Source organism: Acidovorax sp. (assembly GCF_046291265.1).
GTDB lineage: Bacteria > Pseudomonadota > Gammaproteobacteria > Burkholderiales > Burkholderiaceae_C > Acidovorax.
Genome location: NZ_JBKBTV010000015.1, coordinates 74,476 through 86,576, shown reverse-complemented (window position 1 = coordinate 86,576; position 12,101 = coordinate 74,476). Strand labels below are relative to the sequence as shown.

Below are 12,101 nucleotides of genomic sequence, written 5' to 3'. Positions count from 1 at the left end.
GGCCGGGCGCGCTGCTCAAGTTTTTGAGCCTGATGCAGCCCACCTGGAACATCAGCCTGTTCCACTACCGCAACCAGGGCGCGGACTATGGCCGCATCCTGGTCGGCATGCAGGTGCCGCCCGAGGACGCCGCCACGTTCGACGCCTTTCTGGCCACGCTGGGCTATCCCTATGTGGAAGAAACGCTGAACCCGGCCTACCGGCTGTTTCTGCGGTCCAAATAAGCAAAATATGAGTCAAATTGGCCTCTAGCGCTTATCCCATAAGCGCTAGCAGCTATCAAATCTGACAAATCAACAGCCCAGCCTGTATGCAAGCCCTGCGCCACTACCTGCTGGCCGTGCAGTTCTTCACCCGCATTCCGGTCACCGGTCGACTGGCGGCATGGGTCGGCTACAGCCCCGCCATGCTGCGGGCCAGCGCGGCGCACTTTCCGGGCATTGGCTGGCTGGCGGCGTTGCTCGCGGCGGGTGTTTATGCTGCGCTGTTTTGGGCCTTGGCACCCAATCCGCTGGCCCCATTCGTGGCCGCCGTGTTCTGCACCATCGCCACGGTGCTGATGACGGGCGGTTTTCACGAAGACGGCCTGGCCGACGTGGCCGATGGTCTGGGCGGCAGTGCCGACCGCGAACGGGCGCTGGACATCATGAAAGACTCGCGCGTCGGCGCCTTTGGGGCCATGGCGCTGGTGCTGGCGCTGCTGGCCAAGCTCGGCCTGTTGGCGCTGCTGGGTACCCACAGCCTGCTGGCCGCCGTGGCGGGGCTGGTGGGGGCGCATGTGGTGTCACGCTTCTGGCCGCTGCTCATCGTGCGCAGCCTGCCGCATGTGGGCGACACCGCCCGGTCCAAAAGCAAGCCGCTGGCGGACCAGATCTCGGGCGGGGCGCTGGTGGCGGCACTTTTATGGTGTTTTATGCCGCTAGCGCTTGTCTGGCAAGCGCAGTCAGCTATTTATTTAGTAGCATCCATGCTTTGCAGCGCCTTGGCCGCCACCTGGATGGCACGCTGGTTTGCGCGCCGGTTGCAAGGTTTTACGGGCGACTGCCTGGGCGCTACGCAGCAGGTGAGTGAAATCGGGTTCTATCTGGGCGCAGCACTGGCGCTGCGGTGGATGTGAGCGCCCCTATGGCCACCCACCGATTGTGGCTGGTGCGCCATGCGCAGCCCTTGGTGGCACCCGGCACCTGTTACGGCGCGCTGGATGTGCTGGCCGACCCAGCGGCGACCCGCGCGGTGGCAGAGCGCTTGGCGGCCGCTTTGCCGCAGCGGGCGCTGGTGTTTCACTCAACGCTACAAAGATGTGAGCTACTCGCGCTTGATCTACAAGCGCTAAGGCCCGATTTGGCATCAAAACCCGACGCGCGCCTGCGTGAAATGGACTTTGGCATTTGGGAAGGGCGCACCTGGGCCGACATCGGCAAACCAGCCATCGACGCCTGGACCGCCGACTTCGCCTACCACGCACCCGGTGGTGGCGAGCGCCTGAGCGCCATGCTCGCCCGCGTGTCACTGGCTCTGCACGACGCGCGGCGCCAGTGCACAGAAGAGGCGACGCAGGATGTGGTGTGGATCACCCACGCGGGAGTGGCGCGGTGTGTGGCCTGGTTGCTGCAAGCCCAAGAAAAGAAGGACCAGGAAGGCGCCACGCCTCAGCCAGAAGACTGGCCGGTGGCAGCCCCAGCTTGGGGCGAATGGGAGATCCGCAGCCTGAACGGGAACCCGATCAGTTCTTGAGCGGCATGTCCAGGGTCAACGTGGCAGGCCCGTCCATGCTGCCCCCCAGTTGTACCTGGCGTGGGCCCAGGGCCTGCAGCACCAGCCCCTGGTCGACCTCGGCGCCCAGACGGAAGGGCTTGGCAGGCTTGCCGTCGACCGCGATCAGCGCCGCGCCGCCACCGCTGCGGCGGCCCGACAACACCCCAATGAGCGAAAACCGGCTGGCCAATGACGCCACCGGTGTGGCCGGAGCGGCACCCGGCACGGAGGGCAGCGCACCCAACGCACGCGCTAGGGCCTGCGCGTCGGGCGCTGCGGGGGCCGCCAGCGCCACAGGCGCTGCCATGCCCGCTGCGGGGGCGGACAGTCGCATGCCCCAGAACACCACGCTGGCGCCCGCGGCGGCCCACAAGGCCAGAGTCCCCAGGCGTACGCCCCATTTGCTGTGTGAATTGGTCACCATGCGGGGATTATGATTCACGCGATTCGACCATCCGAGAGACCGCCTGCAGTGAACACGACTTCCCTTCCCCTCCTCTTGCGCTCCGCCCGCCACCGCCTGGCAAAAAACGTCGCCCGGGGCTTCACCCTCATCGAGCTGATGGTGGTGCTGGTCATCATCGGCGTCCTGGCCGCCCTCATCGTGCCCAACGTGCTGGACCGTGCCGACGACGCCCGCAGCACCGCAGCCCGCACCGACATCACCAACATCATGCAGGCGCTCAAGCTGTACCGCCTGGACAACCAGCGCTACCCCACAGCCGAGCAAGGCCTGCAGTCGCTGATCAACAAGCCCACCTCCGGCCCGGTGCCCAACAACTGGAAGCTGTATCTTGAAAAACTGCCCAACGACCCGTGGGGCCGTCCTTATCAATATCTGAGCCCCGGTATCAAGGGCGAGATCGATGTGATGTCCTTCGGCGCCGATGGGCAGTCGGGCGGCGAAGGCAAGGATGCGGACATTGGCAGTTGGCAATAGCTTCCTGCGGCCTGACAGGTGTCCATGAACCGCTCACGCGGCTTTACCTTGCTGGAGTTGCTGGTGGTTGTCAGCATCATGGCCTTGGCCACCGCAGGTGTGGGCCTGGCGATGCGCGATGGCGGGCAGGCGCAACTGGAGCGTGAAGCGGCCCGGCTGGCGGCACTGCTGGAATCGGCGCGGGCGCAGTCACGGGCCGGGGGCATTCCCGTGCGCTGGCGCGCCCTGCCCCAAGGTTTTCGGTTTGAGGGTTTGCCGCCCAGCGCGCAGGCCGCACTGCCCAACCAGTGGCTGGATGCGGGCACCACCGTGCGCGGGCAGGCCGTGCTGCTACTGGGCCCGGAACCCCTCATCGGCCCGCAACAAGTGCTGATCACCCACCAGGCCCACCCCGACCGCACCCTGCGCATTGCGACCGACGGTGTGCGGCCCTTCTCGGTGGAGTCGGTGCAGTGATGGCCGCTGTGGCAACGACGCCCCAACGCGGTTTTACGCTGGTCGAGGTCCTTGTGGCGCTGGCCATCGTGGCCATTGCGCTGATGGCGGGCCTGCAGGCCACCACCGCGCTCACGCGCAATGCGCTGCGGCAAAGCGACATCGTGCTGGCCCAGTTGTGTGCCGAGAACGAACTGGTCAAAGCCCGGCTGTCGCGCCAGATGCCCAGCGTGGGCGACAGTGCCGTAACCTGCGAGCAGGCGGGGCGCCAGCTCACCGTCGCGATGATCGTGCGGCCCACGCCCAACCCCAGCTTTCGGCGCATCGATGCACAGGTGCTGGATGGTGAGAACTCCATCTTGCGCATCTCGACCATCATTGGAAGGTATTGACCAGATGGCCCCCCTGAGTCGCTTCGCGCCTTCCCCCCTCGGGGGGGACGACGGCCTTTGCTGCGGGGCGGCCCTTGCTGGCCGTCCTCGCGATGGCGCAGCGCCGGTTTCACAAACCAGAGGCGCGCGCGGCTTCACGCTCATCGAGCTGCTGGTCGCCATTGGTGTGATGGCGCTGATTGCCATCCTGAGCTGGCGCGGGCTGGATGGGATGGTGCGGGCGCAGGAGCAGACGCGCCAGCGCGCCGATGAGATGCTGGTGCTGCAGGCGGCCATGGGTCAGTGGGGCACGGACCTGGATGCGTTGATGCCCATTGCCAACACCACACCGCTGGACTGGGACGGTCAGGTGCTACGCATGACGCGCCGCAGCAGTGCGGTGCCGGACGAAGGCGCCCTGGTGGTGGCCTGGACGCGCCGCAACAACAACCAGGGTACGGGGCAGTGGCTGCGCTGGCAGTCACCGCCCGTGCGCACCCGCAGCGATTGGCAGCAGGCCTGGCAGCAAGCCGCCCAGTGGGCGAGCAGCCCGGGCGACAACGAGCGGCGTTTTGAAGTGACGCTGCTGCCGCTCACCGACTGGCAGATCTTCTATTACCGAGGTGGGGCATGGTCCAACCCGCTGTCGAGTGCGGGCACTCCGCAGGGCGATGCGTCGGCGGCCATTCCGGATGGCGTGCGCCTGCAAATCACCTTGCCGCCCGGCCAGGCGCTCGCGGGGCAGTTGACCCGCGACTGGGTCAAACCCACCTTGGGGGGAGGCAGGTCATGAAGAAATGGTCCCCTCGGTCGCGCGCCCAGGTGGGCGCGGCGCTGCTGATGGCGATGCTTACGGTCACGCTGGTCGCCACCTTTGCAGCGTCGGCCATGTGGCAGCAATGGCGCGCGGTCGAGGTCGAAACTGCCGAGCGCGGCCAGGTGCAGTCGGCCTGGATATTGATCGGCGCGCTGGACTGGTCGCGGCTGATCCTGCGCGAAGATGGCCGCTCGGGCGGCGCTGACCACTTGGCCGAGCCCTGGGCGGTGCCGCTGCAAGAGGCTCGCCTGTCTACGTTTCTGGCGGCGGAAGGCAACGTGTCGCAGGTGGACGATGCGAGCACCGACACCACCGAGGCATTCTTGTCGGGGCAAATCAACGATATGCAGGGGCGGCTGAACATCACCAACCTCGTCGAAGGCGGGCAGGCGCAGCCGGTTGCCGTGCGGCAGTTCACCCGGTTGTTCGAACAACTGGGCCTGCCCTCGCAACAGCTCGGTGCCCTGGTGGAAGCCCTGCGCCAGGCGCAATCGTCCGCGGGCAGCGACAGCAGCTCGGCACCGCTCATGCCGCCCACGGTGTCCCAGCTGGGGTGGCTGGGCCTGACACCTGCCACGGTGGCGGCACTGGCGCCCCACGTCACCTTGCTGCCTGTGCGCGCGCCGGTCAACCTCAACACCGCCGACGTCGACGTGCTGATGGCCGCCATCGAAGGCCTGGACATGGCCAGCGCCCAGAAGATCTTGCAGGCCCGGGAGGCACGACACTTTCGCACCCTCAGCGAAGTGCGCGAGCTGCTGGGCGCGAGCGTGGATGTGAATGAAAGCCTCCACGCCGTCGCATCGTCCTACTTCGAAGTACGTGGCCGCCTGCGCTTGGGCGACGCGATGGTGGACGAGCGATCCCTGGTGCGCAAACAGGGCATCGAGGTCACCACCTTGTGGCGCGAGCGCGGTGCGTTTGACCGTGACACGGCCCAGTCCATGCCCGGGGCGCAGCGGTGAGGCGGACCGCCCTGGTCCCTCCTGTCGCCCAGCCCTACCAAACGGTCACGCCCTCCCCCTAAAATGGCCCGCAAAACCCGTCCATGAGCACCCTGATCCTTTTCTTGCCGCCCGCCCGCCCGGGGCCCGCTACCGAGTACAGCTACACGCTGACGGCGGACGGCCACACCGCCCTTCGCCATGCCACCGCGCCCGCGGCATTGCTGCCCGAGCCCACACGCCCCGGTGGCGAAGTCGTCGCGGTCGTGCCAGCGCGCGCGCTGTCGTGGCAGCGGGTGTCCTTGCCGCCCGGGCTGCCACTGGGTGCTGGCCAGCAGACGCCGCGCCTGCGGTCGGTGCTGGAGGGTTTGCTGGAAGACCGTGTGCTGGACGATGCGGCGCAACTGCACTTTGCAATTGCGCCCGGCGCGCACGCAGGCAGCCCCGTGTGGGTGGCGGTGTGTGACCGCGCCTGGCTGCGCGAGAACCTGCAGGCGCTGGAGGCCGCAGGCCGCCGCGTATCGCGCGTGGTGCCCGAATTTGCGCCCGGCCCCACCGCCAGTGGCGGCCCTGAGCTGTGTGCACTGGGCACCCCGGAAGAAGCCTATGTGGTCCTCACCGGCCAGGGCCCTGAGCAGGGCGTGGCCGTGTTGCCCCTGACCCATATGGCACTGACCCTGGCGCGCACGGGCATGCCACCTGCTGGCGCTTCGGGCGCGGGCGGCGAAGAAAACGATGCCTTGATGGTCCGCGCGGAGCCCGCCGTGGCCGCGCTGGCCGAACGCACCTTGGGCCAGCAAGGCCAGCGGATTGCCCTGCACACCAGCACCCAGCGAGCCCTGGACGCCGCACGCGGCGACTGGGATCTAGCCCAGTTCGACCTGGCCAGCACTGGCCGCACGCGGGCGGTGCGCAAGGTGGGCAGCGCCATGAGCGCGGCCTTGTATGCACCGCAATGGCGTGCGGCCCGCTGGGGCGCAGGGCTGCTGGTGGTGGCGCACGTGGTGGGGCTCAATGCCTGGGCCTGGCAAGAACGCCAGTCGCTGGCCGCCAAACAGGCGGGCGTGCGCAATGCGCTGACACAGACCTTTCCGCAAGTGCAGGTGGTGGTGGATGCGCCCGTGCAAATGGAGCGCGAACTGGCCCTGCTGCGGCAAGCCGCGGGCAGCGTGTCGGCACGGGACCTGGAGCCACTGCTGGCCGCCGCAGGCGCCGCGTTGCCCAACGGCCGCCAGCCCACGGGCATCGAATACACCCCCGGCGAACTGCGCCTGCGCGGCGTGGCACTGGAGCCTGACGAAGAAGCTGCCCTGTCGGCACGCCTGCAAGCCGCGGGCTACCGCGCCCGGCTGGACGATGGCAGCCTGCTGCTGCGCGCAGAGGGCGCCCCATGACCACCCCCATGACACGCAACACCGCACTCCATGCACGCTGGCAGGCCATGGCCAAGCGCGAGCAAAACCTGGTTCTCGCCGCTGTGGGCCTCGTCGCTGTGGCCTTGCTGTGGTGGGTGGCGCTGGCGCCTGCGCTGGCCACGCTGCGCGCCGCACCCGCCCGCCACGCCGCGCTCGACACGCAGTTGCAGCGCATGCAAAGCCTGCAAACCGAGGCCCAGCAGTTGCAGTCCGCCCCCCGCAGCACGCCCGGCGATGCCGTGGGCGCGTTGCGCTCAGCCCTCACGCAGCGGCTGGGCACCGCAGCACAGCTCAACGTGGTGGGCGACCGTGCTACGGTCACGCTCAAGGGCGCCCCGGCCGATGCGCTGGCGCAATGGCTGGCCCAGGCCCGCAGCAACGCACGCGCCACGCCGTTGGAAGCCCGCCTGGCGCGCAGCGCCGCCGCCCCCGCAGCACCCAATGCCGCAGCACCGGTCACACTGGGCAACCCGGTAGTGGCCATGCCCCGCTGGGACGGCACGCTGGTGCTGGCCTTGCCTGCCTCACGCTGAACACGCCACGGATCGATCGCTCAACGCCGCCCTGCCACCCCACCGCACTTTTTTCACACCCCGTTCCCCACCTCGTTTTCGCCAGTGGCCCTCAATACCCGCACCCGCCATACCCCTCGCAGCGCCACGCGCCTGCCCACCACCGCAGCACCCCGCGCGGCCTGGGGCTGGGCGTTGGCAGGGGCTGCGCTGGGGGTGTTGCCTGCGATGGTGGTCTTTGCGCCCGCACACTGGCTGACCCAAGCCGTCACCCATGCCACCAACGGCCAAGTGCTGCTGCAGCAGGCCCGGGGCACGGTGTGGACAGGCTCTGCCCAGCTGGTGCTGACCGGCGGCGCCGCCAGCCAGGACCGCGCAGCCCTGCCCGGCCACGTGGACTGGAAGTTGCGCCCCACCTGGACGGGACTGCGGGTGCAGTTGAACGCCGCTTGCTGCACCCCGGCGCCCTTGCAGGCGCAGGTGTTTGCACAGTGGTCTGGCATGCGCATCGCAGTCGCCGACGGCCAGAGCCAATGGCCCGCAGCGTTGCTGACCGGCCTGGGCACGCCCTGGAACACCCTGCAACCCCAAGGCCAACTGGCCCTGCAAACACAAGGGCTGGAAGCCACCTGGGCTGCGGGCCGCATGGTGCTGGCAGGCCAGGCACAACTGGATGCGCGGGCCATGTCGTCGCGCCTGTCCACCTTGCGCCCCATGGGCAGCTACCGGCTGGCGCTGCAGGGGGGCGATGTGCCCACGCTCACACTCAGCACGCTGGATGGACACCTGCAACTGAGCGGCACCGGCCAATGGGTGGGCCAGCGCCTGCGGTTTGCGGGCGAGGCCAGCGCCAGCCCCGAGCGCGAAGCCGCGCTGTCCAATCTTCTGAACATCATCGGACGGCGCAGCGGCGCGCGCTCCATCATCACCGTGGGTTGAATCTATGACTTTCCTGTTGGCTCCACACCTGCGAATCACTCTCAAAACAATAGCTACCAGCGCTTTACTGATAAGCGCTAGCGGCCAAATTCATGCTCAAACCGCCATTGACACACGCACCGGCAGCGTGCGCCAGAGCGAACCCGTCACGCTGAACTTTGCCAACGCCGAGATCGAAGCCGTGGCCCGCACCATGGCCACCATCACCGGCCGCAACGTGGTGGTGGACCCGCGCGTCAAGGGCCAGATCAACCTGGTCACCGAACGCGCCGTGACACCCGCCGCTGCGTTCCAGCAGTTCCTGGCCGCGCTGCGGTTGCAGGGCTTCACGGTGGTGGAATCGGCCGGGCTGTACAAGGTGGTGCCCGAGGCCGACGCCAAGCTGCAGGGCGGCAGCGTGAGTGTGGTGCAGGGCAGCTCCGGCACAGCGCCCGGCGGCGGGCAGATCGTGACGCAGATCTTCAAGCTCAATTTTGAAAGCGCGGCCAATCTGGTGCCCGTCTTGCGCCCGCTGATCAGCCCCAACAACACCATCAACGTGAACCCCGGCAACAACTCGCTGGTGATCACCGACTACGCCGACAACCTGCAGCGCCTGGCGCGCATCGTGGCGGCGATGGATGTGTCCAACGCCAGCGATGTCGAAGTGATTCCGCTGCGCAACGCCGTGGCGACCGACCTGGCGCCCTTGGTCGCGCGCCTGATCGACGGCGGCAGTGGCAATGGCACCGGCGCGCCCGCCGCAGCGCCGGGCCAGGCCGACACGTCTTTCAAAACCACCTTGATCGCCGAGCCGCGCAGCAACTCGCTGATCTTGCGCGCCGCCAACCGCGCCCGCGTGGCGCAGGTGCGCGCACTGGTCGACCAGCTGGACCAGGCGCCCGCGCCCGGCAGCAGTGCCGCCAACGGCAACATCCACGTGGTCTACCTGAAAAACGCCGACGCCACCAAGCTGGCCACCACCTTGCGCGCAGCCATGGCGGCCATGGGTGGCAGCAGCAGCAATGGCGGCGGCGCCGCCAGCGCGGGCGGCACCAGCAGCACCCCCACCAGCACCGGCCTGAGCACGGGTGGCGGCCTGTCGAGCAACGGCTCGTCCGGCACCAGCAGCAACATGGGCCTGGGCAGCGGCAGCAGCGGCGGCATGGGCACCAGCAGCACCAACAACAACCAGCCCTCCACCGGCGGGCAGATCCAGGCCGACCCGACGACCAACTCGCTGATCATTTCGGCGCCCGAGCCGGTGTACCGCCAACTGCGTGCCGTGATCGACAAACTGGACGGGCGCCGTGCGCAGGTGCTGGTCGAAAGCCTGATCGTTGAAGTTTCGGCCAACAAACTGGCCGAGTTCGGGATTCAGTGGCAGGGCATTCTCGGCAAACAAGGCGATGGCACGGTGGGCGTGATCGGTACCAACTCTGGCCAGGCAGGTGCCAATATTCTGGGCATCACGGCTGCGATCGCCTCGGGATCGACCACGGCCATCGGCACGGCTGCCGCCGGCCTGGGCAACGGGCTGAACCTGGGGCTGGCGCCGCGCATCAACGGGCAGTATTACCTGGGGGCCCTCGCCAACTTTCTGCAAAACAGTGGCGACGCCAATGTGCTCTCCACCCCCAATCTGATGACGCTGGACAACGAAGAGGCCAAGATCATCATCGGCAACAACGTGCCGTTTGTGACCGGCTCGTATGCCAATTCTGGCACCGGCAACACCGTCAACCCCTTCACCACCGTGGAGCGCAAGGACGTGGGCCTGATGCTCAAGGTGCGCCCTCAGATCAGCGAAAACGGCACCGTGAAGATGGCGATTTACCAGGAGATCTCCAAGATCGACCCGGCCACCATCAGCAACGCCAACGGCCCCACCACCAGCAAGCGCTCCATTGAGTCGAACGTGGTGGTGGACGACGGCAGCATCATCGTGATTGGCGGCCTGCTGGAAGACAGCTACTCGCAGGGCCAAGACAAGGTGCCGTTGATGGGCGACCTGCCCGTGGTGGGCGGCCTCTTCCGCAGCGAAAACCGCACGCGCAACAAGACCAACCTCATGGTGTTTCTGCGCCCCATCGTGGTGCGCGACAACGCCACCAGCGAAGCCCTGATGCTGGACCGCTACGAAGCCATTCGCGCGCTGCAGCAGGTCACGCAGCCAGCGCCCAGCCTCATGATGAATTCGGTGTCTGGCGCGCCCGTGTTGCCCGCCTTGCCCGCAAGGCCAGCGCCCGCACCGTATGTACAACCGGCGCAGCAGCTGGGTCCGCAACAGCCCGCGACCCCCGCCGTGTCCACACCCGTGCCGCCGCAGCCCATGCAGCAACTGGTGCCCACCCCGATGCCGCCCAATAGCACGGGCGTACCGCTGAGCAGCGCCCCCACCGACCCTGTCGCGCGGATGGCCGCAGCGGCGGTGCCCGGCCCCCGCGTGCTCTGAGGAACCCGCCCCCATGCGCCACCCCCTGCCCTACGCCGTTTCCCGCACCGCCCAGCTGCTGCTGGAGGACGACGGCCACCAGCTGGTGCTGTGGCACGGCCCCAGCCCCGATGCGGGGGCGTTGTCCGAAGTGCTGCGCAAGCACTCCGTGCAGCAGATGCAGCCCCTGGATGCGCCCGGCCTGGCCCAGCGCATCAGCGCGGCCTATTCGCACAGCGAATCGAGTGCCGCCACGGTGGTGAGCGAGGTCGAGTCTGATGCCGACCTGTCGCGCATGATGCAAGAGCTGCCCGCGGTTGAAGACTTGCTGGAATCCGCCGGTGACGCGCCCATCATCCGCATGCTCAATGCGCTGCTCACGCAGGCCGCGCGCGACGGCGCGAGTGACATCCACATCGAGCCGTACGAGCGCCACTCCAGCGTGCGTTTTCGGGTGGATGGCTCGCTGCGCGAGGTGGTGCAGCCCAACCGCGCGCTGCATGCAGCACTGATCTCGCGCCTCAAAATCATGGCCGACCTCGACATCAGCGAAAAGCGCCTGCCGCAGGACGGCCGCATCAGCCTGCGCCTGGGCACCCGCGCCATCGACGTGCGCGTGTCGACCCTGCCCAGTGCCCATGGCGAACGCGCCGTGCTGCGTCTGCTGGACAAGAGTGAAAGCAAGCTCAGTCTGGAGGCCGTGGGCATGCAGGGCGAAACCCTGCGCCGTTTCGAGGGCCTGATTAGCCAGCCGCACGGCATCATCCTGGTGACCGGGCCCACGGGCTCGGGCAAAACCACCACGTTGTATGCGGGCCTGGGGCGCCTGGACGCGACGCGCAACAACATCATGACGGTGGAAGACCCCATCGAATACGAGCTGCCGGGTGTCGGCCAGACGCAGGTCAACAGCAAGATCGAGCTGACCTTTGCCAAGGCCCTGCGCGCCATCCTGCGCCAGGACCCGGACATCATCATGATTGGCGAAATTCGCGACTTTGAAACCGCGCAGATCGCCATCCAGGCTTCGCTCACCGGTCACCTGGTGCTGGCCACCTTGCACACCAACGATGCCGCCAGTGCCGTCACCCGCTTGACGGACATGGGTGTGGAGCCCTTCCTGCTGTCGTCGTCGCTGCTGGGCGTGCTGGCGCAGCGCCTGGTGCGCAAATACTGCAGCCATTGCCACGGCGCTGGGTGCGACCAGTGCGGCCAGACGGGCTACACCGGCCGCACCGGTGTGTTCGAGCTGCTGGTGACCACCGATGCCATCCGTGCGCAGATTCACAACAAAACCTCCGAGGCCGACATCCGCACCGCAGCACTTGCAGGCGGCATGGCGCTGATGCGTGAAGACGCCGAGCGACTGATTGCTGCGGGCATCACCAGCCGCGAAGAAGTGCTGCGCGTGACGCGGGACTGATCGCCTGCCAGCCAGTTCGCCGAGGCGGTCCCGTTGTTGGGTGTTGCAGGCAAGGGTGACGACAGGGGCGGGCAAGGACTACTATTTTGATAGCTACCAGCGCTTATTGGATAAGCGCTAGAGGCCAAAAACACTCA

Annotated in this window: 13 protein-coding genes and 1 pseudogene; 13 read left to right on the top strand and 1 reads right to left on the bottom strand. The window is 67.6% G+C overall.

Translation table 11 applies throughout. The annotated features are described in order from the left end of the window. The 3 genes and pseudogenes from ACK41V_RS08380 to ACK41V_RS08370 all read left to right on the top strand — a co-directional run. A pseudogene (locus tag ACK41V_RS08380) lies at positions 1-224 on the top strand (threonine ammonia-lyase, biosynthetic); the annotation flags it as partial. 86 nt (positions 225-310) lie between these two features. After that, positions 311-1,117, top strand: coding sequence for an adenosylcobinamide-GDP ribazoletransferase (locus ACK41V_RS08375; protein ID WP_409780514.1), 807 nt, complete (start codon positions 311-313; stop codon positions 1,115-1,117). Between the two features lie 8 nt (positions 1,118-1,125). Then, positions 1,126-1,734, top strand: a complete 609-nt coding sequence (locus tag ACK41V_RS08370) for a histidine phosphatase family protein (protein ID WP_409780511.1) — start codon at positions 1,126-1,128, stop codon at positions 1,732-1,734. Here ACK41V_RS08370 and ACK41V_RS08365 read toward each other — a convergent pair. Continuing rightward, positions 1,724-2,179, bottom strand: coding sequence for a type II secretion system protein N (locus ACK41V_RS08365; RefSeq protein WP_409780510.1), 456 nt, complete (start codon positions 2,177-2,179; stop codon positions 1,724-1,726). The genes ACK41V_RS08370 and ACK41V_RS08365 overlap by 11 nt on opposite strands. A 75-nt stretch (positions 2,180-2,254) precedes the next feature. Between ACK41V_RS08365 and gspG the strand changes: the two genes are divergently transcribed. The 10 genes from gspG (at position 2,255) to ACK41V_RS08315 (ending at position 11,964) form a co-directional block, all read left to right on the top strand. After that, a complete protein-coding gene (gene gspG, locus ACK41V_RS08360) occupies positions 2,255-2,695 on the top strand; it encodes a type II secretion system major pseudopilin GspG (protein WP_409780520.1) in 441 nt (146 codons plus the stop codon). A 24-nt stretch (positions 2,696-2,719) separates the two neighbouring features. Then, the gene (locus tag ACK41V_RS08355; RefSeq protein WP_409780507.1) at positions 2,720-3,151 is read left to right on the top strand and encodes a prepilin-type N-terminal cleavage/methylation domain-containing protein; all 432 of its coding nucleotides are present in this window, start codon (positions 2,720-2,722) and stop codon (positions 3,149-3,151) included. Then, complete coding sequence (gene gspI, locus ACK41V_RS08350; protein WP_409780504.1) at positions 3,151-3,522, top strand: type II secretion system minor pseudopilin GspI; 372 nt, start codon at positions 3,151-3,153, stop codon at positions 3,520-3,522. Before ACK41V_RS08355 ends, gspI begins: the two co-directional genes overlap by 1 nt. 4 nt (positions 3,523-3,526) lie before the next feature. Further along, a complete protein-coding gene (locus ACK41V_RS08345) occupies positions 3,527-4,294 on the top strand; it encodes a type II secretion system protein J (protein WP_409780501.1) in 768 nt (255 codons plus the stop codon). Then, positions 4,291-5,283, top strand: a complete 993-nt coding sequence (gene gspK, locus ACK41V_RS08340) for a type II secretion system minor pseudopilin GspK (RefSeq protein WP_409780498.1) — start codon at positions 4,291-4,293, stop codon at positions 5,281-5,283. The genes ACK41V_RS08345 and gspK overlap by 4 nt, the downstream gene beginning before the upstream one ends. An 83-nt stretch (positions 5,284-5,366) precedes the next feature. Next, positions 5,367-6,656, top strand: coding sequence for a type II secretion system protein GspL (gspL, locus tag ACK41V_RS08335; protein WP_409780496.1), 1,290 nt, complete (start codon positions 5,367-5,369; stop codon positions 6,654-6,656). After that, positions 6,653-7,210, top strand: a complete 558-nt coding sequence (gene gspM / locus ACK41V_RS08330; RefSeq protein ID WP_409780494.1) for a type II secretion system protein GspM — start codon at positions 6,653-6,655, stop codon at positions 7,208-7,210. The genes gspL and gspM overlap by 4 nt, the downstream gene beginning before the upstream one ends. 84 nt (positions 7,211-7,294) lie before the next feature. Beyond that, positions 7,295-8,128 carry a type II secretion system protein N gene (gene gspN, locus ACK41V_RS08325; protein ID WP_409780491.1) on the top strand — a complete coding sequence of 278 codons (834 nt, stop codon included), beginning with the start codon at positions 7,295-7,297 and terminating at the stop codon, positions 8,126-8,128. Between the two features lie 4 nt (positions 8,129-8,132). Beyond that, the gene (gene gspD / locus ACK41V_RS08320; protein ID WP_409780488.1) at positions 8,133-10,562 is read left to right on the top strand and encodes a type II secretion system secretin GspD; all 2,430 of its coding nucleotides are present in this window, start codon (positions 8,133-8,135) and stop codon (positions 10,560-10,562) included. A gap of 13 nt (positions 10,563-10,575) precedes the next feature. Further along, a complete protein-coding gene (locus ACK41V_RS08315; protein WP_409780485.1) occupies positions 10,576-11,964 on the top strand; it encodes a GspE/PulE family protein in 1,389 nt (462 codons plus the stop codon). Positions 11,965-12,101: the final 137 nt, after the last annotated feature.

Coding starts and splice junctions, on each gene's coding strand:
- ACK41V_RS08375 (WP_409780514.1), top strand. CDS start 311: ATGCAAGCCCTGCGCCACTACCTGCTGGCCGTGCAGTTCTTCACCCGC.
- ACK41V_RS08370 (WP_409780511.1), top strand. CDS start 1,126: ATGGCCACCCACCGATTGTGGCTGGTGCGCCATGCGCAGCCCTTGGTG.
- ACK41V_RS08365 (WP_409780510.1), bottom strand. CDS start 2,179: ATGGTGACCAATTCACACAGCAAATGGGGCGTACGCCTGGGGACTCTG.
- ACK41V_RS08355 (WP_409780507.1), top strand. CDS start 2,720: ATGAACCGCTCACGCGGCTTTACCTTGCTGGAGTTGCTGGTGGTTGTC.
- gspI (WP_409780504.1), top strand. CDS start 3,151: ATGGCCGCTGTGGCAACGACGCCCCAACGCGGTTTTACGCTGGTCGAG.
- ACK41V_RS08345 (WP_409780501.1), top strand. CDS start 3,527: ATGGCCCCCCTGAGTCGCTTCGCGCCTTCCCCCCTCGGGGGGGACGAC.
- gspK (WP_409780498.1), top strand. CDS start 4,291: ATGAAGAAATGGTCCCCTCGGTCGCGCGCCCAGGTGGGCGCGGCGCTG.
- gspL (WP_409780496.1), top strand. CDS start 5,367: ATGAGCACCCTGATCCTTTTCTTGCCGCCCGCCCGCCCGGGGCCCGCT.
- gspM (WP_409780494.1), top strand. CDS start 6,653: ATGACCACCCCCATGACACGCAACACCGCACTCCATGCACGCTGGCAG.
- gspD (WP_409780488.1), top strand. CDS start 8,133: ATGACTTTCCTGTTGGCTCCACACCTGCGAATCACTCTCAAAACAATA.
- ACK41V_RS08315 (WP_409780485.1), top strand. CDS start 10,576: ATGCGCCACCCCCTGCCCTACGCCGTTTCCCGCACCGCCCAGCTGCTG.